14 protein-coding genes, 1 tRNA gene, 1 pseudogene and 1 CRISPR repeat array are annotated in these 24184 nt (G+C 64.1%); of the genes and pseudogenes, 10 read left to right on the top strand and 6 right to left on the bottom strand.

Annotated features, from left to right (window positions below):
* The first annotated feature begins 35 nt into the window (after positions 1-35).
* Entirely contained in the window at positions 36-983 is a 948-nt protein-coding gene (locus tag AB6N07_RS05695; protein ID WP_370676839.1) for an alpha/beta fold hydrolase, read from the top strand.
* A gap of 3 nt (positions 984-986) precedes the next feature.
* Here the strand turns inward: AB6N07_RS05695 and hisN are convergent, their stop codons facing one another.
* Positions 987-1766 (bottom strand): histidinol-phosphatase, encoded by a 780-nt coding sequence (gene hisN, locus AB6N07_RS05690; protein ID WP_370676838.1) that lies wholly within the window; start codon positions 1764-1766, stop codon positions 987-989.
* 448 nt (positions 1767-2214) lie between these two features.
* Positions 2215-3111 carry an N-formylglutamate amidohydrolase gene (locus AB6N07_RS05685; RefSeq protein WP_370676837.1) on the bottom strand — a complete coding sequence of 299 codons (897 nt, stop codon included), beginning with the start codon at positions 3109-3111 and terminating at the stop codon, positions 2215-2217.
* Positions 3112-3481: 370 nt separating this feature from the next.
* Here AB6N07_RS05685 and cpdR point away from each other — a divergent pair, with 370 nt between their 5' ends.
* The 9 genes from cpdR (at position 3482) to cas2 (ending at position 12380) form a co-directional block, all read left to right on the top strand.
* Complete coding sequence (gene cpdR / locus AB6N07_RS05680; protein ID WP_026783912.1) at positions 3482-3844, top strand: cell cycle two-component system response regulator CpdR; 363 nt, start codon at positions 3482-3484, stop codon at positions 3842-3844.
* Between the two features lie 153 nt (positions 3845-3997).
* A tRNA-Val gene (locus AB6N07_RS05675) sits at positions 3998-4072 on the top strand.
* Between the two features lie 399 nt (positions 4073-4471).
* A complete protein-coding gene (cas3, locus tag AB6N07_RS05670) occupies positions 4472-6658 on the top strand; it encodes a CRISPR-associated helicase Cas3' (RefSeq protein WP_370676836.1) in 2187 nt (728 codons plus the stop codon).
* Between the two features lie 302 nt (positions 6659-6960).
* Positions 6961-7659, top strand: coding sequence for a type I-C CRISPR-associated protein Cas5c (cas5c, locus tag AB6N07_RS05665; protein ID WP_370676835.1), 699 nt, complete (start codon positions 6961-6963; stop codon positions 7657-7659).
* Complete coding sequence (gene cas8c / locus AB6N07_RS05660) at positions 7656-9425, top strand: type I-C CRISPR-associated protein Cas8c/Csd1 (protein WP_370676834.1); 1770 nt, start codon at positions 7656-7658, stop codon at positions 9423-9425. The genes cas5c and cas8c overlap by 4 nt, the downstream gene beginning before the upstream one ends.
* Complete coding sequence (cas7c, locus tag AB6N07_RS05655; RefSeq protein ID WP_370676833.1) at positions 9422-10375, top strand: type I-C CRISPR-associated protein Cas7/Csd2; 954 nt, start codon at positions 9422-9424, stop codon at positions 10373-10375. Before cas8c ends, cas7c begins: the two co-directional genes overlap by 4 nt.
* The gene (gene cas4, locus AB6N07_RS05650; protein ID WP_370676832.1) at positions 10375-11049 is read left to right on the top strand and encodes a CRISPR-associated protein Cas4; all 675 of its coding nucleotides are present in this window, start codon (positions 10375-10377) and stop codon (positions 11047-11049) included. The genes cas7c and cas4 overlap by 1 nt, the downstream gene beginning before the upstream one ends.
* On the top strand, positions 11046-12080 hold the full coding sequence (gene cas1c / locus AB6N07_RS05645; protein WP_370676831.1) for a type I-C CRISPR-associated endonuclease Cas1c: 1035 nt from the start codon (positions 11046-11048) through the stop codon (positions 12078-12080). The genes cas4 and cas1c overlap by 4 nt, the downstream gene beginning before the upstream one ends.
* A gap of 9 nt (positions 12081-12089) precedes the next feature.
* Positions 12090-12380 (top strand): CRISPR-associated endonuclease Cas2, encoded by a 291-nt coding sequence (gene cas2, locus AB6N07_RS05640; protein WP_370676830.1) that lies wholly within the window; start codon positions 12090-12092, stop codon positions 12378-12380.
* 191 nt (positions 12381-12571) lie between these two features.
* Positions 12572-19099: direct repeats of the CRISPR family, unit length 32 nt; unit sequence GTCGCCCCTCACGCAGGGGCGCGGATCGAAAC.
* 162 nt (positions 19100-19261) lie between these two features.
* On the opposite strand, the pseudogene AB6N07_RS05635 reads toward cas2, so the two are convergent.
* From AB6N07_RS05635 to AB6N07_RS05620, 4 genes and pseudogenes are all read right to left on the bottom strand, one after another.
* Positions 19262-19777, bottom strand: a pseudogene (locus AB6N07_RS05635) (recombinase family protein); the annotation flags it as partial.
* 141 nt (positions 19778-19918) lie between these two features.
* Positions 19919-20917 carry a GTP 3',8-cyclase MoaA gene (gene moaA / locus AB6N07_RS05630; RefSeq protein ID WP_370676829.1) on the bottom strand — a complete coding sequence of 333 codons (999 nt, stop codon included), beginning with the start codon at positions 20915-20917 and terminating at the stop codon, positions 19919-19921.
* A gap of 56 nt (positions 20918-20973) precedes the next feature.
* The gene (locus AB6N07_RS05625; protein ID WP_370676828.1) at positions 20974-22998 is read right to left on the bottom strand and encodes a molybdopterin biosynthesis protein; all 2025 of its coding nucleotides are present in this window, start codon (positions 22996-22998) and stop codon (positions 20974-20976) included.
* Positions 22999-23013: 15 nt separating this feature from the next.
* Positions 23014-24168: a hypothetical protein gene (locus AB6N07_RS05620; RefSeq protein ID WP_370676827.1), complete on the bottom strand. Its 1155-nt coding sequence runs from the start codon at positions 24166-24168 to the stop codon at positions 23014-23016.
* Positions 24169-24184 lie beyond the last annotated feature (16 nt).

The raw sequence follows: 24184 nt of genomic DNA, 5'->3' as shown, positions 1-24184 counted from the left end.
CTGCCTGAATGGCAAGTGGCCGCCGGGGAGCGCTCATGGATCTTCTCGATCTCGCCGACAATCCGATCCCTGCCGGCTGCCGGCAGGAAATGATCTCCACCTCCGACGGCGTTCGCCTGCGCACCGCCCGCTGGCCGGCGCTGCCGGGCGGAGTGAAGGGCACCGTCTGCCTGTTCCCCGGCTGGTCCGAGACCATCGAGAAATATTTTCACGTCGTCGAGCGCCTGAGACAACGCGGTTTTGCCGTGGCGATCCTGGAGTGGCGCGGCCAGGGTGGATCGACCCGGCTTGCCGGTGACCCCGGCAAGGGCCATGTCCGATCGTTCCGGCACTACCTGCGCGATATCGAGGCCTTTCGCCGCCGCGTCGTCCTGCCAGACTGCCCGCCGCCCTATTTTGCCCTGGGACATTCGATGGGTGGCGGCATTCTGCTGTCGGCCGGCCGCTTTCTCGCTCCCACCTTCGACCGGCTGGTGCTGACGGCGCCGATGCTCGGCCTTACCAACAGGGCGACCGTGCCGGGCTTCCGCCGGCTGCTGCTGCGCTTCGCCGTCTATTGCGGCGCCGGCCCCAGCTACATTCCCGGCCAGCGCCGCCGTGCAAGCAAGGCGAGAACGTTCGAGCACAGCCCGCTGACATCCGATCCCGACCGCTACCGCGTCAACGAGGCGATCTACACCGCCCAGCCGATCTACCGGCTGGCCGCGCCGACGCTCGGCTGGGTATCGGCTGCGACACGCATGTTCGATCGTCTCGCCGCGCCGGATCTCGCCGACAACACGCCGGCGCCGGTGATGCTGGTCAATTCAGGTGCCGACACGGTAGTGAGTCGCCTCGCCATCGAGACCATGGCGCGCCGCCTGCGCAACCCGGCCTACGTGCTGATCCACGGCGCTCGCCATGAGGTGCTGATGGAACGCGAGGTCTACGCCGCCCAGTTCTGGGCGGCCTTTGACGCCTTCATTCCAGGCTCGTCGGAATAGACTTCAGCTCAGCAGTTTCAGCACCTGCTCGTGCAGGCGCGGGTCGCCGCTCGCGACCACGCGGCCACCGTCGATGGGGCTGCCACCGGTCCAGGATGTGACGACGCCGCCGGCGCCCTCGATCACCGGGATCAGTGCCGTGATGTCGTAAGGCTGAAGCCCCGCCTCGATGACGAGGTCGGCCTGCCCGGCCGCCACCATGCAATAGGCGTAACAATCGGCGCTGTAGCGGGCGAGCCTCGCCTGCCGCTCGACGGCCAGATAGGTCGCGCGATCGGAGTCGTTGAAGGCGTGGAGCGAAGTGGTGAACAGCGTTGCCTGTGAAATGTCGCCGCAAGGCCGCGTCCGAAGCGAGCGCTCGCCACCGGGGCCGCTATAGCTGGCCGAGGTACCGTCACCATAAAAGCGCTCGCCGGTGAAAGGCTGCGCCATCATGCCCTGAACCGCTCGGCCACCCGACCTCAGACCGATCAGCGTGCCCCACAGCGGAATGCCGGCGATGAACGAGCGCGTGCCATCAACCGGATCGAGCACCCAGACATTTTCCCGATCGAGCCCGGCATTACCGAATTCCTCGCCCAGAATGCCGTGGTCGGGATAAGCAGCGCCAATCAGCTCCCGCATCGCCATCTCGCCGGCCTTGTCGGCGATCGTTACCGGATCGAAGGCGCCCTCGAGCTTGTTCTCAACGGCGAGCGCGGTACGGAAATGCGGTATGATCGCCGCCGAGGCCGCATCGGCCAACCGGTCGAAGAAGGCTTTGGAGATGGGTGTGATCTGCATGTCTGATATGTTCCCACATAACATGAAGACAAAGCGCAACGTTGCAACTGTGCCTTGACGACTGGTTCATCCCGTTGTTTTTATTTTTGGATTCGAAGAAATCCAGATTTTCCTTCCATGACCGCGTCGATTGCTGGCGGCGTCATCCCCCACTAAAACGCGAACCAAGTGTTAACCTTCTACCGCGAGGGGTTGACCAATACGACGAAAGTCGGCATTTTAGTGGGGTACAGCGCAGGTTTCTGTGCTGTCCGCCCTCCTTGGGCGTTTCCTCCCTAAGACTTGGGCCGCCGCGTTCGCGACGGCCCCTTTTCTTTTGAAGCCTATCTCGGGCTGCAAGGCCGCGCCAGAGGCGCAATTTCCGAAACGTTTCAAAGACTGTTGGTTGTCACTGGGCGGCAAAGCGACCGGGAGCCCATCATTCAGTCGCGAAACGGCCGGGAGCCAATCACTCAGCCGCGAAGCGGCCAGGGGAAGGACAGACCACCTCGAGCGGCAGCCGCAACAAGCCGTCGATGAAGTCGGCGAGTTCGGCGGTAAGGCGGACAAAGCCGGAATGCGGATCGAGCGTTCGCTCGTCCATATACAGCGAGCGGTTGATCTCGATCTGCAGGGCGTGCAGCCCCTTGGCCGGCCGGCCATAATGTTCGGTGATGAAACCGCCGGCATAAGGCCGATTGATCGCCACCTTATAGCCGAGCGCGGTGAGCGCCCCGGCGGCGTGGTCGGTCAGCGCCCGCGATGCCGAGGTACCGTGACGATCGCCGAGCACGAAATCGGACCGCCCCTTGGCGTCCTGCCCCCTTACTGACGACGGCATCGAGTGGCAATCGATCAGCACGGCCCGGCCGAAGCGCACGTGTGTCTGGGCAAGGAGGCGCGTGAGCGCGGCATGGTAGGGCTTGTAGAGCGTCTCGATCCGGTCGAGCGCCGCCTCTATCGGCATCGGTCCGGCGTAGATTTCCTCGCTCTCGGAAATGACGCGCGGCACCGTGCCGAGACCGCCGGCAACCCGGATGGAGCGAACATTGGCAAAAGCCGGCAGTCGCCCATCGAACATGCGCGGATCGAGCTCGTAGGGTTCGCGATTGACGTCGAGATAGGCGCGCGGAAAATGCGCTCGCAACAGCGGTACGCCGGCCGTGACGACATGCATGAACAGCTTGTCCACATGCGCGTCTTCCGACAGACGGATGCGGCGCCGGTCGAGCCGGCTGGCGGCGAGGAAGTCTTCCGGATAGGCAGTGCCGGAATGCGGTGAGTTGAAGACGAAAGGATGAGTCTGCTCCACGGGGGACAGAATCTCGAAGGGCGGTTCCGAGAGGAAATCGGTGACGACGCGCATCCTTCTCCAGTCCGTAGAGCCTAGCTGCCAACCCGCTGATGGCCGGAAAACAGGGCTTCTGCACTCCTGATTCTGGAATCTGCCCTGTTTTGCCGAACCTGTCCATTGCTAAGGTGGCTGAGCCGCCTCGGCGCCCCTGTCCTCATCGCCCGCCAAGGGTGGGCAGGAAGCCCGCCGACGCCCTCTTGGACAATCCAAAAGTCAAATGCGCTCCACTACGGGGTTTGAACGCACCCCCGAAAAGTTCTACACAGGGGAAATAGCCCGAAAACCGGAGCCGCTAACCACAAGTTTACCCTGACGGTGCTCTTGTGAGATAGTTGGATTATCGTGCGGCCCGACGCCGCTTCTCATCTGACCGGAACCGCAAATGAACCGTATTCTCCTGGCCGAAGACGACAACGACATGCGCCGTTTCCTGGCCAAGGCGCTCGCCAATGCCGGCTACGACGTCGTCTCCTACGACAATGGCCGGAGCGCCTACGAGCGACTGCGCGAAGAACCCTTCACGCTGCTCTTGACCGATATCGTCATGCCGGAAATGGACGGCATCGAGCTGGCTCGCCGGGCGACCGAACTCGATCCCGACCTCAAGATCATGTTCATCACCGGCTTTGCCGCCGTGGCTCTCAATCCCGACAGTCAGGCCCCCAAGGATGCAAAGGTGCTGTCCAAGCCCTTCCATCTCAAGGATCTCGTGCGCGAGGTGGAGAAGATGCTGGCGGCCGCCTGAGGGCGAGCGCGGATTTTCAACGGGAATCGATTTCTAAATCAAGGGTTTGAAGGGGAATTCGGAAAAGCGTCTTTAGCCCCTTGCATGGGGAAGGAAAGGACGCTATATCCCCGCCCACGCCGCCGATAAGGCGGCCCCGCAAAAACGGAAAACGGGCGTGTAGCTCAGCGGGAGAGCACTACGTTGACATCGTAGGGGTCACAGGTTCGATCCCTGTCACGCCCACCATTCCTTCCAAGGGCTTAGCGAGAAATCGCTGAGCCCTTTGCTTTTTGGTGTCACCAAAGAGTCACCAGTGAACCAGCGATGGGTAAGCCTTGAGCCTTAGCTTCCGGCGAGGTTTCGGCGGCACTGGCAATTAGTACTTTTTACAGGGATTGTGGTCGGTTCGCTCGTAAGGGCTCCGACCGACTTGGAACTTGACGCTTGAGGTAAACCCAAGCGGCTCACTTCGGCCTTCCATATAGGCACGCACTCGAGTGCGTTTACCAAAAGTCTGGTGTGGAACCGACTGAATCAGTTTTAAGCTCGTTGACGGCAATTGAGGGCGCGCTCAGATTGCTCGCGGGGGTTTAAATGCATTACGCGCATTCCACCGGCGATTCGTGTCGCGGTGATTGGCAAACCTTGCCGGACCACCTCGAAGCTGTGGCCGGTCTGGCCGCACTGATGGCGGCGTCGTTCGGCATGCAGGGCGCCGCCCGCCTGTCCGGACACTACCACGATATTGGCAAGGCAACCGAGGGGTTCGATCGCAGGCTGAGGGGCGGGCCATCCGTCGAGCATTCGCTGGCCGGTGCCTATCTCGTCCGCAAGCGCAACTGGGTCGGCCCAGAGAAGCTGATGGCCGACCTCGTCGCCTACGCCGTCGCCGGACATCACGCCGGCCTTCCCGATTGGACCGGCGACGGTAGCTCGCTGCATGCGCGTCTGGCCGAGTTCGATCCCGATGGTCTCGATCCGGCGTGGACGAGCTATCTGCCCAACGATGTCGATACCGTCGGCCTCGTCAAGAAGCTGAAGCAGACCGACCAGCCCGGCTTCTCGTTTGCCATGCTTGGCCGCATGCTGTTCTCCTGCCTCGCCGACGCCGACTTCCAGGACACCGAGCAATTCTACGCCCGGGTCGAGGGGCTGACCATCGACCGCGCATGGCGGCGCCTTGCCGACCTGCTGCCCGGCTTCATCTCCGGTTTTGACGCCTACATGACGAACAAGACCACGGCCGCGGCCGACAACCCGGTCAATCGCCTGCGTGCCGAGGTGCTCGCCCATGTTCGCGCGAAGGCCAGCGATCCGCTGGGCCTGTTCACGCTGACGGTGCCAACCGGCGGCGGCAAGACGCTGACCTCGCTCGCCTTTGCGCTGGAGCACGCCCGCGCCCACGGGCTCGACCGCATCATCTACGCCATCCCCTTCACGTCGGTGATCGACCAAACAGCCGATATTTTCCGAGACGTGCTGGGCGACGAACATGTGCTCGAGCATCACTCGGCGCTCGACGAGGAGGAGCTTAGGTCGCGCGCCGACCGCGACAAGCTGAAGCTGGCGCGCGAGAACTGGGACGCGCCCGTCGTCGTCACCACCAACGTCCAGCTGTTTGAAAGCCTCTTTTCCCATCGACCCTCGCGCTGCCGCAAGCTGCACAACATCGCTCGCTCGGTGATCGTGCTTGACGAGGCACAGACACTGCCGCGCCCCTTCCTGATACCGATCATGCGGGCGATCAACGAACTGGCGAACAACTACGGCACCTCGGTGGTGCTCTGTACAGCGACGCAGCCGGCGCTTGGCAAGAAGCATTTCCCTAAGCACGGCCTGCCGCTCGCCGACCGCGAGCTGGCGCCAGATCCGGAGGGCCTCAGCCGTCAGCTGCGCCGCGTCCGCCTGGAACTTACCGGCGAGATGGACAATGACGCCCTCGTCTCAGCGCTCGCCGACCGACCGCAAGCGCTGGTGATCGCCAACAGCCGTGCTCACGTGCTCGATCTCTTCAAGCAGGCATGCGAAGCTGGTCTCGACGGCATTATCCACCTGACGACCCGGCAATACGCCGTACATCGTCGCCGCATCCTCGCCGATGTCCGGCATCGCTTGAAGCATGATCTGCCCTGTCGGCTGATCGCCACATCGTTGGTCGAGGCCGGCGTCGATCTCGATTTTCCCTGCGCCTTCCGCGCCGAAGCGGGGCTGGATCAGTTGGCGCAGGCGGCGGGGCGCGTCAACCGCGAAGGCCGGCGCGATCCTGACAAGAGTATAGTCACGGTTTTCAAACCGGTCGGCTACACGACGCCGCGGGAGATCGAGGGACTGATCGGCGATTTCGAGCGCATCAAGGGCAAGCATGGCGATCTGTTCTCGCCCGCAGCCATCACCGACTATTTCGAGGAGGTGTTCTGGCGAGTAGGGGATGACCTCGACCGCGAGTGCATCCTCGAAAAGCTCCGCCTCGATGGCGCCCTCGGCACGACTAGCTTTGCCTATCGCACTATCGGCGAGAATTTCCGGATGATCGACAGCGGTCTGTTGCCGGTAATCGTGGCAAGTGAGCCGGAAGCAGCGAAGGTCCTGGACAAGCTTGGCTTGAAGGACGTCCCGTCTGGCGCTCTCGCCCGTGCCTTACAGGGCTTCGTCGTTCAGGTGCCGCCCAAGGCGCGGGCGCGACTGATGGCCCTCGGCCACGTGCGGCTCGAACAGGAGGGGCTGCGTGGCGACCAGTTCGCCGTGCTGCAAACGCCCGATCTCTACACGGATGGCGTTGGACTGCTGTGGGACGACGCGGAGTATTTGGCGACAGAAAGCCAGATCTGGTAAAACTGTTTGTGAATCACATTACTATGAACCTTGACGAAGAAGGGATCTTATCCCATCTCTTGGTGGTGCCGAGGTGCACACCGGAGTTGAGCAATGAAGCCCTGGAAATCCGACGACTGGCGCTGGGATTTTGTGTCGAAGCTTCTGGCGCTAGCCATCAAGGTTGTTATTGATCTGTTGTCCTGATGGACACTTGTCGCCCCTCACGCAGGGGCGCGGATCGAAACATAGTTATGTGTTTCACGCTCTAGCTGAAAAACCTCCGGGGATTCTCCCCGGAGGCTATTTCGAGGAGTGAAAGCATGCCCTATGGCATCCGACTGAAGGTTTCTGGCGACCGGGCCTGCTTCACGCGCCCCGAGATGAAGGTGGAGCGCGTCTCTTATGACGTGATGACGCCGTCGGCGGCGCGCGGCATTCTCGAAGCCATCCATTGGAAGCCGGCAATCCGCTGGATCATCGACGAAATTCGCGTGCTGAAACCGATCCGTTTTCAGTCGATCCGCCGCAACGAGGTTGGCCACAAGGCGCCAGCCGGCAAGATCAAGACGGCGATGAACCGGGGTAGCCTCGAAGACTTCCAACTTCTGGTCGACGAGGACCGTCAGCAGCGGGCCGCCACAGTGCTGGTCGACGTCGCCTATGTCATCTCGGCCCATTTCGAACTGACGACGCGGGCTGGCGACGACGACAACGAAGGCAAGCACCTCGACACTTTCAACCGCCGCGCCGCCCGCGGCCAGTGCTTCCATCAACCCTGTCTCGGCACGCGCGAGTTCCCCGCCGCCTTCGATCTGCTGTCGCCGGATGGCCCGTTCCCCGACGTCGACCCGCCCGATCGGACGTCCGATCTCGGGTTCGGCCAACCGCGCGATCTCGGCTTCATGCTCTACGACATCGACCATGCCGCACCCGGCCGACCCTCGCTGTTCTTCCGCGCCGAGCTAAGGGATGGCGTCGTCAAAGTGCCACACCCGACATCGTCGGAGGTGAAGCGATGAGCATCCTCTCGTCTCTCGTCCACGCCTACAATGGACTGGAGGGCGCTCCGCCCTTTGGTTTTTCGTCGGAGAAGATCAGCTTCCTGATTGCGCTCGACGAAGCCGGTGTACCGGTCGGTTTGCCGCACGATCTGCGTGGCGAAGACAAGAAGCGCACGCCGCGACAGCTGTTCGTGCCGCAGGCGATCAAGCGTACGGCCGGCATTGCCCCCAACTTCCTTTGGGACAAAAGCTCTTATGTGCTCGGCGTCACAGCCGGTGAGGGCAAGCGAACCACCGACGAGCATGCGGCCTTCGTCGACCGCCACATAGTCGACCTCGGAGGGGCCGATGACCCCGGTCTTGTCGCTCTCGTCGGCTTCCTGAAGACATGGACGCCCGAGCGCTTCGTCGAACTCGGCTGGCCCCAGGAGATGAAGGATCAGAACGTCGTCTTCGCGCTCGAAAGCGAGCGACGCAGGGACATCCGCATCCATGACCGGCCGGCGGCGCGAGCGCTATGGGCGCGCCTGTCGGCCTCCGGCGACAAGTCGGAGGCGATCTGTCTGGTGTCAGGCGACCGGGCGCCGGTCGCGCGTCTCCATCCGGCTATCAAGGGCGTCTGGGGCGCGCAGTCGTCGGGAGCGTCTATCGTTTCCTTCAATCTCGACGCCTTCACGTCCTATGGTCACGAGCAGGGCGACAACGCACAGGTCTCGGAGGCCGCCGCCTTCGCCTACACCACCGTGCTCAACCGCTTCCTCGAAAGGGACAGCGGCCACCGCATCCAGATCGGCGACGCCTCTACTGTCTTCTGGGCCGACGCCTCCGAGGCCGACAAGGAGCGTGAAGCTGAAAACATATTTGCCGGCCTGTTCGAAGGCAGCGCCCCGGAAGAGGCGACGATCGACGAGAAGGCTCAGGCTGCCCTTGTCGGCACGAGGCTCGCCCAGATCAAGGCCGGCGAACCGTTGTCAAAGGTGGCGCCCGAACTTGCCGACGGCGTCCGTTTCTACGTGCTCGGCCTTGCACCCAACGCCGCCCGCCTGTCGATCCGCTTCTACTACGACAAGGACTTCGGAACGCTGGCCGAGAACTACCGCCGCTATGTCGAGGACATGCGGCTTGAGCCGCCGCCGCGTGATGGCTCGCCACCGCTCTGGCGCTATCTCGTTGAAACCGCCGTGCTCGGCAAGCGCGAGAACGTGCCGCCCAATCTTGCCGGCGAGTGGATGCGCTCGATCCTTGCCGGCACGCCCTATCCGCTGACGCTGCTGTCCAACGTGCTGATGCGGCTGAGGTCCGATCAGGACGTCAACACGCTGCGCGTCTCCATGCTCAAAGCCATCATCGTGAGAAATTTCTCCAGGGAGGATACACCTGTGGCCCTGCAACCCGACTACCCCAACAAGGGATACCGGCTCGGACGGCTGTTTGCTGTCTACGAACGCATCCAGACCGATGCCCTTGGCGGCAAGGTGAATGCCACCGTCAAGGACAAGTTCTACGGCGCCGCCTCTGCCCAGCCGCGCAAGGTGTTCTCGCTGTTGGAGCGTGGCTCGGCCAATCACCTCAGCAAACTTGGCAAGCAGTCGCCCGGCCGAAAGGTCAATCTCGAGAAGTTGGTCGGCGAGATCATGGGAGCGATGGACCCGGCAGCTGATCCATTCCCCGCTTCGCTGTCCGCCGAGGATCAGGCGCTGTTCGGCCTCGGCTACTACCACCAGCGCAACGACTTTTTCAAATCCCACAAGGACGACACCGCCTCGGAGGAAACCGCGAAATGACCGCCATCGCCAATCGCTATGATTTCGTTCTGCTGTTCGACGTCATTCGCGGCAACCCCAACGGTGACCCGGACGCCGGCAACATGCCGCGCATCGACCCGGAGACCAACCACGGCCTCGTTTCCGACGTCAGCCTGAAACGTAAAATCCGCAACTATGTCGACTTCGCGCACGCTGGCGAGGACGGGTTGCACATCTACGTCGAGGACGGCTCCATCCTCAACGACAAGCACCGACAGGCCTACCGCGCCCTGCGCCCGAGCGACGCCAAGGTCGACAAGGACGCCAAGCTAAACCCCAAGGACGACGCCGAGGCGAAGAAGCTGACCGACTTCATGTGCCGCAATTTCTTCGACGTGCGAACCTTCGGCGCCGTCATGAGCACCGGCGTCAACTGTGGCCAGGTGCGAGGCCCGGCGCAGCTCACCTTCGCCCAGTCAATCGAGCCGATCGTGCCGCAGGAAATCTCCATCACCCGGATGGCGGCCACCAACGAGGCCGAGAAGAAGCAGAAGGCCGAGGGCGACGACAGTGTCGACCGCACCGACAACCGCACCATGGGGCGCAAACATATCGTGCCCTACGGCCTTTATCGCGCCCATGGCTTCATTTCCGCCAAGCTCGCTGAGCGCACCGGCTTCGGCGAGGCCGATCTTGCTTTGTTGTTCAAAGCGCTCGAGGAGATGTTCGAGCACGACCACTCTGCGGCGCGCGGCGAGATGGCCAGCCGCAAGCTGATCGTGTTCAAGCATGCGCTGCCGCTCGGCAACGCGCCCGCCCACGCCCTGTTCGAGCGGGTAAAGGTCGGCCGCAACATCGACGGCGCCTCCCGTGATGTGAAGGACCCGCGGATCAACAACGCACCACCGGCCCGCGCCTTCTCCGACTACATCGTCGAGATCGATCGTGCCGGCCTGCCGGACGGCGTCGAGATCATCGAGCGGTTGTGATGGCACCGGCCCTGCCGGAGGTGGCGATTGCACCTGAGCGGGAGCCGATCCCGCTCTCGGCACTGCAGCACGCCGCCTATTGCCTCCGGCAGGCGGCGCTGATCCACCTCGAAAGGCTCTGGGAGGAGAACCGCTTCACGGCCGAGGGGCATGTGCTGCACGTCGCCGTCGACAAGCCCGGCAGCCGGCGGGTGAAGGGCCTCAGGCGCGTCACCAACCTGCAGCTTGCCTCGCCGCGGCTTGGCATTGCCGGTGTTGCCGATTTGGTGGAGTTCACGCCCGACGGTGCCGGCGGCGAGATTGCCTTCCCGGTCGAGCTCAAGCGCGGCAAACCCAAACTGCACCGGGCCGACGACATCCAGCTTTGTGCCCAGGGGCTCTGCCTTGAGGACATGCTGGGCCAGCCTGTACGGGCTGGTGCCCTTTTCTACGCCGAGACGCGTCGCCGAGTGGAGGTGCCTTTCGACGAGGGCCTGCGGTCGCTGACGCTCGCCACCATCGCCGAACTCTCCGCCGTCTTCGCCTCCGGCCGCACCCCACCACCGACGTCTCAACGCAGTCGCTGCAAGGCCTGTTCGCTCGCCGATCTCTGTCGTCCGGCCGCCGTGCGGCGTTCGGCGGCGGCCTTCCGGCGGCGCATGGTCGACGCCGACATTGCCGGGGATGCCCCATGAAGAAGCTGCTCAATTCCGTCTACGTCACCACCGAAGGGGCGAGCCTCCGCAAGGACGGCGAGAACGTTGTGGCTTTCGTCGACGGAGAAGAAAAAGCCAGGGTGCCCCTGCACATGCTGGCCTCGCTGGTGGTGTTCGGCGCCATCAGCGTCTCGCCTGCCCTGATCGGCGCCTGCGCCTCGGCCGGAATCGTCGTCGTGCTGCTTGATCGCAACGGCCGTTTCGAGGCGCGCATCGAGGGGCCGGTTTCCGGCAACGTGCTGCTGCGCCGAGCACAGTACCTTGCGTCCGACACCCCGACGGAAATCGTCCGCTCGCTGGTGGTCGGCAAGGTGGCCAATCAGCGAGCCGTGCTGCAGCGGGCTCTTCGGGACTATGGCGGGGAATATCCCGTCACCGACGCAGAAGCCATCGGCCGCGTCGTCGAGCGCCTCGCCCGTATTCTCGCCCGCGCTGAGCGATCCGACGGCGGCGTCGACGAACTGCGCGGCTCGGAAGGAGAGGCGGCCAACCTCTACTTCTCCGTCTTCGATCTTCTGATCCGCAGCCCCGACGCCGAGCTGCGCTGGTCCGGTCGCTCCCGCCGGCCACCGCTCGATCCGATCAACGCGCTGCTGTCCTTCCTCTACACGCTGCTCACCCACGATTGCCGGGCGGCGGCAGAGGCTGTCGGCCTCGACCCCGCCGTCGGATTTCTGCATCGCGACCGACCGGGCCGGCCATCGCTCGCCCTCGATCTCATGGAGGAACTCCGGCCGGTATTGGCCGACCGGCTGGCGCTGTCGCTCGTCAACCGCCGCCAGCTTCGGGCCGGCGACTTCGAGCGCCAGGATAGCGGCGCCGTGTTTCTCCGGGACGATGCGCGCAAAACCGTTCTGACCGCTTGGCAGGAACGCAAGAAAGACGAACGGCAGCACCCCTTCCTCGACGAGAAGGCGCCGCTCGGCCTTGTGCCTTACATCCAAGCCCAAATGCTGGCCCGTCACCTCCGTGGCGACCTTGATGCCTATCCGCCATGGTTCTGGAAATAGGAGGTGGCCGTGCTGGTTCTTGTCACCTACGATGTCAACACCATCGAGCCAGGAGGCAAGGCGCGTCTCCGCTCGGTCGCCAAGGCATGCCGCGACTATGGCCAGCGCGTGCAGTTTTCGGTCTTCGAGATCGAGGTTGATCCGGCACAGTGGACGCAGCTCAAGGCGAGGCTCGAGGCGATCATCAAGCCGGAGACCGACAGCCTGCGCTACTACTACCTCGGTGCCAACTGGCAGCGCCGGATCGAGCATGTCGGCGCAAAGCCGGCGGTGGACCTTGGCGGCACGCTGATTGTCTGACGGGGAAAAGCAGCGCGAACGTCAAGCGATGCAGAGAAGGCGGCGAGGTTCGCACCAAGGCCAGTTCATTGAAATCGTGAATATCTATGAGACCGGCAGAGTCTATGAGCGGCTCGACCGATGTTGGTCGCTCCCCTTTCGCGCAGCCGTCGGACTTCTCCTTTTCGAACCAATGCAGTAGGAGATAAGCAGTCGCCCCTCACGCAGGGGCGCGGATCGAAACTCCTGGCCAGAGGCCATGCTGCCGGATGCGCCGGAGTCGCCCCTCACGCAGGGGCGCGGATCGAAACCGGAGCACATTGAACGCGTTGCCGAGTGGGAAGGTCGCCCCTCACGCAGGGGCGCGGATCGAAACAGCGAGTATGAGGAGATCAGCTGAGATGACCGCGCGTCGCCCCTCACGCAGGGGCGCGGATCGAAACACCGCCGAGCAGGAAGCTGACGCGGCGATCGACGGTCGCCCCTCACGCAGGGGCGCGGATCGAAACTCGTGACAACAGATGTCCAGGATCTGGCGGCGTTGTCGCCCCTCACGCAGGGGCGCGGATCGAAACGCTACGAGCTGCGGCGCGAGGCCGATGGCCTTAAGTCGCCCCTCACGCAGGGGCGCGGATCGAAACTACAAATTCGACTTTGGCTCGGTGGCTGACCGCATGTCGCCCCTCACGCAGGGGCGCGGATCGAAACCAAGTTTGGGGCTTCAGCCGCCGGTCCATCGGGAGTCGCCCCTCACGCAGGGGCGCGGATCGAAACTCGCGTTGATCCATGACCTACCTCGTGAACACCGGTCGCCCCTCACGCAGGGGCGCGGATCGAAACTCGCATGCTTTGGCACGGTGGAAACTCCGCAAAGGTCGCCCCTCACGCAGGGGCGCGGATCGAAACCTCGAGTTGCAGCGCCGTGTGGAAGTGCCCCATCGTCGCCCCTCACGCAGGGGCGCGGATCGAAACCGGCTTATCGGCCAGCACGATCGCCCCGGCGCCGGTCGCCCCTCACGCAGGGGCGCGGATCGAAACACCAACTGAGAAGTCGGTTGCACCATCGGCGATGGTCGCCCCTCACGCAGGGGCGCGGATCGAAACTCCAGGAGGCCAGACCAATGAGCCGATGGAGTCCGGTCGCCCCTCACGCAGGGGCGCGGATCGAAACGCCATGTCGCCCGAAGTGCTGACCGAGGCGTTCGGTCGCCCCTCACGCAGGGGCGCGGATCGAAACATCGACCATAGTACCCAACCGCCCAAGGCGATCAAGTCGCCCCTCACGCAGGGGCGCGGATCGAAACCCTTATTCCCGCGTGCGCGCGAAATAGATTGGACAGTCGCCCCTCACGCAGGGGCGCGGATCGAAACCCCGATTACGGCAGGGCCATCCCCAAGGAATGGGCGTCGCCCCTCACGCAGGGGCGCGGATCGAAACCTGCCCACCACCCCGCCGGTCGGCGGCGCCGACAGGTCGCCCCTCACGCAGGGGCGCGGATCGAAACCGTTTTCGATGCCGAAAGCACTGCGCGACCTTGGAGGTCGCCCCTCACGCAGGGGCGCGGATCGAAACCTCAATATCACCCGCAAGCATGTTGCCGCCGGCCGCGTCGCCCCTCACGCAGGGGCGCGGATCGAAACCCGTACCAGCTCGGTCGGTGGGCCACCGGCTACGGTCGCCCCTCACGCAGGGGCGCGGATCGAAACGCTTTTTCCAGCGCCGTGTTGGCCTGATCCGTGCGTCGCCCCTCACGCAGGGGCGCGGATCGAAACGAGGAATTGCGCGACGCTCTGCCGAAACGCGAACAGTCGCCCCTCACGCAGGGGCGCGGATCGAAACTAGCCAGTCCATGCAGAAGCAGGTTGATCGGCTCGTCGCCCCTCACGCAGGGGCGCGGATCGAAACATGCAATCCGCAATGAGTTTGGCCCAACTTGGCTTGTCGCCCCTCACGCAGGGGCGCGGATCGAAACATGTTCTCGACTCCTGTTGATGACGCTTAGGGTTGTCGCCCCTCACGCAGGGGCGCGGATCGAAACAGACCCTCGATGCTTTGATGAATGCGGGCACGAGAGTCGCCCCTCACGCAGGGGCGCGGATCGAAACAGCCACTCGCCGATCCGCGCCACGTCATGCCCCAACGTCGCCCCTCACGCAGGGGCGCGGATCGAAACGCTGCTCGGCACGTCCCACAAGATCCGCATCGTCGGTCGCCCCTCACGCAGGGGCGCGGATCGAAACTTCAGCAGGAAGGCGACCCGGACGTGGTCACGCTCGTCGCCCCTCACGCAGGGGCGCGGATCGAAACCAGCCGATGCCCGTTCCACCGGCCCCGCCGGACGTCGCCCCTCACGCAGGGGCGCGGATCGAAACGGCCATAGCCGCGATGGCTGCGTCCGCCTCGGGGTCGCCCCTCACGCAGGGGCGCGGATCGAAACTTGCGAAATCCTCGCCGGCCGGAGCCGATGTCGAGTCGCCCCTCACGCAGGGGCGCGGATCGAAACCCTAGAGCAATAGCGCCATGCGTAGGGCAAGGGCGTCGCCCCTCACGCAGGGGCGCGGATCGAAACGTTATGTAAAAAGCGGTCAGTGTCGCTATTGCACTGTCGCCCCTCACGCAGGGGCGCGGATCGAAACACCAGCGCCCCGACAGTGGTCATTGTGCCGTCACGTCGCCCCTCACGCAGGGGCGCGGATCGAAACCATCCTTGGCGGCACGATGGCTTTCCTTCTGGGTCGCCCCTCACGCAGGGGCGCGGATCGAAACGTCCAACCGTCTACGTGACGGGCGAGCCTGACACGTCGCCCCTCACGCAGGGGCGCGGATCGAAACCAAGAAGACGGACCAATATCGCCGGGATTGAATAAGTCGCCCCTCACGCAGGGGCGCGGATCGAAACCATCGTTAAACCCATAGACCCGCCTCACAAGGGCGGTCGCCCCTCACGCAGGGGCGCGGATCGAAACTTCAGAAGCCGGTGGTCACCGACGACAATATGCCGTCGCCCCTCACGCAGGGGCGCGGATCGAAACGGTGATAAAGATGTCGAGCACGGCCACCGATACATGTCGCCCCTCACGCAGGGGCGCGGATCGAAACCGTCCAGTGGCCGGCACGTGCCCAAGAAGAGCGAGGTCGCCCCTCACGCAGGGGCGCGGATCGAAACCTCAATAGCAAAGACACCGACACGCTGACGGAGGTCGCCCCTCACGCAGGGGCGCGGATCGAAACTGATATTGGCCATCCAGTCGTTCCGATCCACGCCGTCGCCCCTCACGCAGGGGCGCGGATCGAAACATCCTTACCGTCATCGCCTGTCTCTAGAGGCCCGGTCGCCCCTCACGCAGGGGCGCGGATCGAAACATCAAGCTGGCGCAGTCCGATCATCAGATCGGTCGTCGCCCCTCACGCAGGGGCGCGGATCGAAACGATCAACCCGAACAGTGTCTCCGCTTCCGCGCCAGGTCGCCCCTCACGCAGGGGCGCGGATCGAAACATGTATGCCCACCCGACCGAGGACAACGCCCGCCGGTCGCCCCTCACGCAGGGGCGCGGATCGAAACCTTTGATTGGCGGCATCGAGCACAACGACTTGCGTCGCCCCTCACGCAGGGGCGCGGATCGAAACTGTGCCCGGCCGAGCAGCTTGCCGCCGAGGCACCGGGTCGCCCCTCACGCAGGGGCGCGGATCGAAACCCGGCATGGATAATGGCCCAGGCCCAAGGCTGGCGGTCGCCCCTCACGCAGGGGCGCGGATCGAAACTCCGCCGCGGCGCTCTCAAGGATCGCGTGCCACGCGTCGCCCCTCACGCAGGGGCGCGGATCGAAACGCTGACGTCGCGCCCCGTTGGGCTCGCGACCTTGTCGCCCCTCACGCAGGGGCGCGGATCGAAACGTCCATCACCTCGCCGCCATCCACCGTCGTGGTCGTCGCCCCTCACGCAGGGGCGCGGATCGAAACAGGTGCAGGATCTCGCGGACAGGCAGCGGCTTGAGTCGCCCCTCACGCAGGGGCGCGGATCGAAACATTTGTGGAGCAACGAAAATGCTGCCCTCGCAGTTGTCGCCCCTCACGCAGGGGCGCGGATCGAAACGAAGCAAACACCGGGTCGCCGGTGACAGTGCGCTTGTCGCCCCTCACGCAGGGGCGCGGATCGAAACTGGCCAGCAATAGAGGCGGCCATCGAAGCCGCTGTCGCCCCTCACGCAGGGGCGCGGATCGAAACAGCCACTCGCCGATCCGCGCCACGTCATGCCCCAGTCGCCCCTCACGCAGGGGCGCGGATCGAAACAACTTTGGCCTCATCGGCGTCAATGTCAGTTTAGGTCGCCCCTCACGCAGGGGCGCGGATCGAAACTCACTGCCGGCTGGTCGGTTTTGTCCAGCAAGCTGGTCGCCCCTCACGCAGGGGCGCGGATCGAAACTCTATCGCCGACGCGGCCACCGGCGGTGGCGCTGGTCGCCCCTCACGCAGGGGCGCGGATCGAAACCGATAAGGTCTTCGTCGTCGACCAGATGGACGCCAGTCGCCCCTCACGCAGGGGCGCGGATCGAAACGAGGTCGACCCGGCGATTTCCTTCAGCCCCATGAAGTCGCCCCTCACGCAGGGGCGCGGATCGAAACTCGTAGAGCTCGTGGCTGCCAGCGATATCGGCCTGTCGCCCCTCACGCAGGGGCGCGGATCGAAACAGCGCAAGACCGATCAGTTGTCGCCGGCCAACCTGTCGCCCCTCACGCAGGGGCGCGGATCGAAACACAAGATCGTCGAGGACCGTCTGGCCGAGCTTGGAGTCGCCCCTCACGCAGGGGCGCGGATCGAAACTGCCGACAGCCGCCGACCCGCTGGCTGGCTGGGAGGTCGCCCCTCACGCAGGGGCGCGGATCGAAACAAAGCAACCTTCTGGGATATGGAACACCCCAGGCTCGTCGCCCCTCACGCAGGGGCGCGGATCGAAACGTCAACCAACCCGGCCAGGAAATCTACATCTCGCCGTCGCCCCTCACGCAGGGGCGCGGATCGAAACGTCAAGGTCAACCCCGTCGCTGGCGTCAGACCGCCGTCGCCCCTCACGCAGGGGCGCGGATCGAAACATCGCCTCGACGGTGACATAGTCGAGCGACCGCAGGTCGCCCCTCACGCAGGGGCGCGGATCGAAACATCGCATCACCCCATCAGCTCGACAGTGACCTTGTCGCCCCTCACGCAGGGGCGCGGATCGAAACCACCACGGCGGCCATCCGATGCTTCGGCGCCATGGTCGCCCCTCACGCAGGGGCGCGGATCGAAACCAATCCGCGTTGGTTGGCAGCTTGTAATACCCGCAGTCGCCCCTCACGCAGGGGCGCGGATCGAAACAGTGACGGTGCTCGCCGTTGTCGCCCGGATGGCGGTCGCCCCTCACGCAGGGGCGCGGATCGAAACGGACATCAGCACCGCAACGGCTTTGGGCCGGCCTGTCGCCCCTCACGCAGGGGCGCGGATCGAAACACCTTTTGATCAAGCAGGAGAAACTCCGAGGAGAGTCGCCCCTCACGCAGGGGCGCGGATCGAAACCGTCGATCTCGACGACGACATGGAGCAATCCCGTGTCGCCCCTCACGCAGGGGCGCGGATCGAAACGCCGACAACGCAGCCGCCTATATGGAAGACTACCTGTCGCCCCTCACGCAGGGGCGCGGATCGAAACTGGTGCTACGCTTGCGCCTGATGATCCGGTAATGTCGCCCCTCACGCAGGGGCGCGGATCGAAACACCTACTCTATCGATGGCGGTAGTGCAGTGACGGGTCGCCCCTCACGCAGGGGCGCGGATCGAAACTTCTCCGACCAGTCGAGCGCCTCGCCGCGCGTCGTCGCCCCTCACGCAGGGGCGCGGATCGAAACTCGCGATAGTCGAGCATGGTGCGATAGGCGCAATGTCGCCCCTCACGCAGGGGCGCGGATCGAAACGACCTCGGCGCCGGCAAGACAGTCTATGGCCTCCGTCGCCCCTCACGCAGGGGCGCGGATCGAAACTTCTACCAGACCATCCGCGCCTTCCCCGGCGACCGTCGCCCCTCACGCAGGGGCGCGGATCGAAACGCCATTTCCAACGGAATTCCGTTCATCCGCGCCGTCGCCCCTCACGCAGGGGCGCGGATCGAAACAAGCGCCTTGGGGTCCGCCCCCGGCGAGGATTTGTCGCCCCTCACGCAGGGGCGCGGATCGAAACCCGTTCAGGCTACGCCCATAGCCCAAAAGCAGGCGTCGCCCCTCACGCAGGGGCGCGGATCGAAACTCTATCGTGTTCGGGGCATCGACGGCCTCCGGCGGTCGCCCCTCACGCAGGGGCGCGGATCGAAACAGCCACTTTGATCCGCGCTGGTCGATGATCGAGAGTCGCCCCTCACGCAGGGGCGCGGATCGAAACCATTGGCTGCGGAGGTCGAAGTGACCCGCGTCCTGTCGCCCCTCACGCAGGGGCGCGGATCGAAACTTCTCCGGCAGGCCTTGTTGCTTGGCGCCGAGCGTCGCCCCTCACGCAGGGGCGCGGATCGAAACTTCGGATCAGGCACGCAGCCGAAGCCGAACGGCGGTCGCCCCTCACGCAGGGGCGCGGATCGAAACGAACCAAACCCCATGAACGAGCGAACGACAAGCCGTCGCCCCTCACGCAGGGGCGCGGATCGAAACCTCTATTTCTCGCTTGGACAAGCGCATCTAATGGTCGCCCCTCACGGCGTATACCTGCCGGGCGTATCGAAGACTACCGGGCTGCCAATGCACTCCGTGGTGCATGAAATCCAGCGTCGGCATTTCCATGTTCGGACCACCGTCCCACCAAGGCCTGAAGATCACCGCGATTTCCCATAAGCGTACCCTTGCAGGGCGTAGCTTCGATCTCACCGGAAGGCGGTACACTATTTCTGCGAGGATGCAGAACAGTGTTGCAATAATCCTGCTTGAACCACTGTACGAACAACGGATGGCAAAAATGGAGATCCTTTCGCGCTGACATGGCGACGGCGAGGTAGTTCAGTCGACACATCACGAAGTGACATCCGCTTTCCCTTTCTGGGTTTGCGGTGCAAATTTTGGGCAAGAGTGACGACGTCTGGCTGCAATGCGCCTTGAGACTGCCGGCCGTCACACTTTTTGCCAGCGGCGTGTCTACGCTCACGCGCCACTTTGAGCCGTTTGCTGACAAGGCGAGATTTTTCCAGCGGTGCGACGGCGGCGGCAATCTGCCGCATCGCCACCTTGTACGGGTCTGTCGTGTTCGTCAGATCGTCTCCCGTAGCGGTCAGAACGGTTACGTCTCTACCAATCAGAAGCAGAATATCAAGATATTGAGTAAGCAGATCGCGTGCAAAACGCGACGCGTCCTCGACGAAGACCGCTCTCACTCCGTTGGTCTCGATGCGGTCGAGCAACGCGGCGAAGCCCGGTCAGCTTTCAATTGGATCGGCACTGGAAACAGCCGCGTCAAAATATAATCGTCGACGAGATCATACCCGTTACGCTCGGCAAAAGCACGAATGGCTTCACGTTAGAGTATCGCTGTAGGAGTTTAGGCCTCACCCTCCCAATGCTGACATCAGCCGCTTCAGGGCCGGCTCCCGGACGGGAGCAGAGCCGAATTCATGGGATCTCGGCTTGGCTGTGATAGCCAAGCGGATGGCGTCTTCCAGGTCGGCGGCTCGCCCTTCCTGGCGAATGATCGAACGCAGGTCGGTGAATTCGTCGTGGCCGAGACAGGTGTAGAGCGCTCCGGTCGCGCTCAGACGCAGGCGATTGCACCCCTCGCAGAAGCAGTTGCTGAGCGCGGTGATGAAGCCGATCCGCCCTCCGGTTTCCTCGATACGAGCATAATGGGCCGGACCGCCCGTCGTCTCCTCGGTATCCGCCAATGTCCAGCGGCGCGCGATCAGGCTTCGCAGGTCGCCGAGCGGCAGATAGTGGTCGGCGCAGTTGGACTTGACCTCACCGAGCGGCATGGTCTCGATGAACGAGATGTCCAGCCCGAGATCCTGGGCGAACTGGACGAGGGTTTCGGCATCGCGCTCGATGTAACCCTTCTGGGCCACAGCGTTGAGCTTGATGGACAGACCGGCGGCGCGGGCAGCTTCGATGCCCCTCAGCACCGCTTCGACATCGCCGCCGCTGGTGATCTCTGCGAACCGCACGGGATCGAGGGTGTCGAGCGAAACGTTCACCCGCCGAACACCGTAATCGGCGAGCCCCTGGGCGTATTTGGCCAGCAGAATGCCGTTGGTCGTCACGCAGAGCTCATCCAGCGCGCCACTCTTCAGATGCCGCGACAACCCCTCGAAAAGATGCATGAAGCCCTTGCGCACCAGCGGCTCACCGCCGGTAATCCTGACCTTCCTGATGCCACAGGCGACAAAAGCGGACGTCAGAAACTCCAACTCCTCGATGCTGAGGACATCCTGGCGCGGAGAGAACTGTACCTCACCCGCCATGCAGTAATTGCAGCGGAGGTTACAGCGATCCGTTACGGACACCCTGAGATAGGTGATTGCTCGTCCGAAGCCATCAACGAGTCTGGGCGACATGTTTCACTCTCTAAAAATCCCTTCTGAGCACAGCTTGCGCGACCGCAAGGCTTGGCTCAGCCGGGCTGGGATGGTTCGGCGGCGCCACTTCCAATACGGAAACCAAGGCGCTTCAGGTCCTCGATCACGCTTGGATCGGCGAGCAACTCTCTGAAGCGCCGCACGGCAGGCCGTTCGAAGCGCGCGGCCGGAATGACGAAGTCGTAGAGCTCTTCCTGAAGCGGCAGGAAACCAAGCCCGTAGAAGCTGGCCATGGTCTCGATGGCCACCCCCCAGTCGGCACGCTTCTGCGCCACAGCCACGGCAACCGCATTATGCGACCGTGTCTGGTGGCTGTGACCGGCGGGTTTGGCAGTCCCGAGCAGGCGATCGATCAGAACGCGCGTGCCGCTGCCCACGTTACGGTTGACCATCAGGCAGCTCGGATCTGCGAGTATTTCGGCCACTGCTGCATTCGGTGTCATGCCTTCGAAGCGCGGATCGCCCTTGCGGAACACAACACCCTGCAATCGGCCATAACCTTTGCAAAGACGGAGATCCGCAGTCAGATAGGGCTCGTTATAAACACCGCTGACCGGGTCCATGAGATGGACACCGGCGATATCGCACTCACCGCGCTTGGCCGCCGTAAGCCCGCCGTTGCTGCCGACGGACAGGACCTTGGCCGAAAATCCTTCCCGAGCCAGGCGACCGACCAGATAGTCGAGGCCGACACAGTGGCTGCCGATGATGGTGAGATCGGCGACCGATTTGCCCGAACCGACGAGCGCCACCTCGACAGACGTTCCGGCCTGCGCCATGTCGCTGTCGTCGGCAATGGAGAAGAAGCCGTCAGCCAGCGAGAACGAGGTGACCGCTCCCGAGCTCTTGCCCATCGGATAGGCGGCAAGCCCACCCCCAGGCTTTTCCGCCAGCGATACCAGGACGTAATCGGTGCGCCCCGGATCGGAGGCCGTGCGGACGGCAAGTTCCGCCTTCGCCGTCTCGCGCCGGAGCGCTGGCAAGCCTGAGAAGGCACGCAGCACCGGCGCGACGAACTCATGGAAGGTGAACGTCGCGGCAGTCGGAAAACCTGGCAGGATCACCACCGGCTTGCCAGCCGTCACGGCCAGGCACAGCGGTTTTCCCGGCTTGATCGACACACCGTGCACCACGATGCCGGGATCGCTGAAACGAGCCACGGCGTGGTAGCAAAAATCTCCCGCCCCCTTGGACGTGCCGCCGGAAAGAAGAATGACATCGGCATCGCGAACCGCTCTGTCGACGGCCGCTTCGATCAGGGATTGGTCGTCAACGATGATCCCGAGACTCATGGCCTCACAGCCAAGCTCCTCGACCGCCGCCGCGAGCATCGGACCGTTGCTGTCGTAGACCTTGCCGGGCAGCATCGGCTGACCGGGAGCGATCAGTTCGTCGCCCGTAGAGAGAATGGCCACCTTCGGGCGGCGGAAGACGGGTACTTCGGCAATGCCGATGGCCGCGAGCATGGCGATTTCGCGCGAGCCAAGCTCAAGGCCGCGCCGCAGAACCGTTTCGCCCGCGGCAATGTCGGAGCCAGCCACGGAGATCATCGAGCCGGGAACCAGGGCCTGCACTACTTCAACGAAGCTGTCGCCGCCGTCTTCGACCACCTCGGTATGCTCGACCATGACCACCGCATCGGCCCCGCGCGGAACCATGCCGCCCGTGGCGATAACGGTTGCCGTACCGGCCTCCACGGTCGTCGCAGGCGTGACCCCCGGCGTCAGCAGCTCGGCATTCAGTTTGAGACGCACCGGCGCATCGGCGGCCGCCCGTTCGAGATCGGAGGCGCGCACCGCGAAACCATCGACATTCGAACGGTCGAAGCAGGGAACATCGACAGCGGCGGCCAGGTCCTCGGCCAGGATGCGCCCCCGCGCGCTGCTGATCGCTACCGTTTCCAGGCCAAGCGGCCCAAGCTTGAGATGGGCGCGAAAACGCTCTTCAGCCTCGGCGCGGGAGGCAACCGCCAGAAACTGCCCCTGACGCGCCGCCTTGCCGATCTCAGCGGTCGTGGCGGCTTCGGAAGAGCTGGCTCGCGATTTGTTGGAGTCTGTCATGGCTCGGTCCTCAATTCAGCTCTTGAGAGGATGGATGGTGATGCTGTCGCCGGATGCGACCCCCTCTGATGCGGCCGGGATCAGCGCAAAGGCTTGCGCGCGACCCAGGACCGACACGGGGCATGCGGCGGGAATGGGAACCGGTGTTACCCTGCCATCGCCTTCGTAAAGAAGTGGCACCCAGTCCGCCGTACCGACCGGCGAGGCGATCTTGCGGCTCAGCGCGCGGGGCTCGCTACCATAGGCGAGCCGCGAAGGCAGGGAGCTCCATCGCCGCACCAAGCGCGCGACGAGGAGCTCATAAGCCACCCAGGCTGATAGCGGATCTCCGGGAAGCAGCAGGAGAGGAACGCCGCCGAGATGACCGAAACCGACACTGTTGCAGGGGCGAAGGGCTAGACCATGGTGATCGAGGGAGCCGTGTTGGCAGATCAGGCCTTCGGCAACGTCGTCATCACCCCAGCCGCTTCGGCCGACAACGACGACAAGGTCGGCATCGGAACACCGCTCCAAACACAGAGCCGTTGAAGAGCTCGCAATTTCCGAGGCGAGAGCACCGTCGCGCCCGATCAATTGAACGAGCGTGGCGCCGGACGTATCAGCTCCACCTTTGCTCCCAAAGGAAATCACCGCGATCTTGGACTGCCCTTTGAGCGTGACCGCGGCGCACCCAGCTTCGCGGAGCAGCATGATGTCGGCCGGTGTTATGCGCGCCCCAGCCGAAAGGAGGCGACTTCCAGAGGCCGCCGCTTGTCCGGCCCGGACGACGCCATTGCCGCGCGGCACTGCCGAAGCGACCTCGATCGCCCCCTCGCTCCGTTCAACGCAGTCGACGGGAAGAACGGTATCAAACCTAGCAGGGATCGGCCTCCCGGAAACAACCGCGACAGCTCGCCCGGCCTCATCCCCGTCACTGAGACCAAGAGAAAGGTGGATGAGGTTATAGTCGCTGGCACCGAGAATATCGTCGGCGCGAACGGCAAAGCCATCGACGACCGATATGGACGTTGCCGGAAGGTCGGCTTCGCTCTGGACATCGCACGCGAGGACGCGACCGACAACCTCGGGGCCGACAGCAGCCTTTTCCTGAGAAACCGCAAGGGCCTGACTATCAAGCCAAGCCCAAGCCGCTTCCAGGGCGACCCGGCGAACAGGCGATGTCCGACACATCACAAAGCCCTCTCAC

This window comes from Pleomorphomonas sp. PLEO, from assembly GCF_041320595.1.
In the GTDB taxonomy this organism is placed as follows: domain Bacteria; phylum Pseudomonadota; class Alphaproteobacteria; order Rhizobiales; family Pleomorphomonadaceae; genus Pleomorphomonas.
The sequence above is the reverse complement of the archived record's forward strand: the minus strand, read 5'-3'. Positions and strand labels throughout refer to the sequence as shown.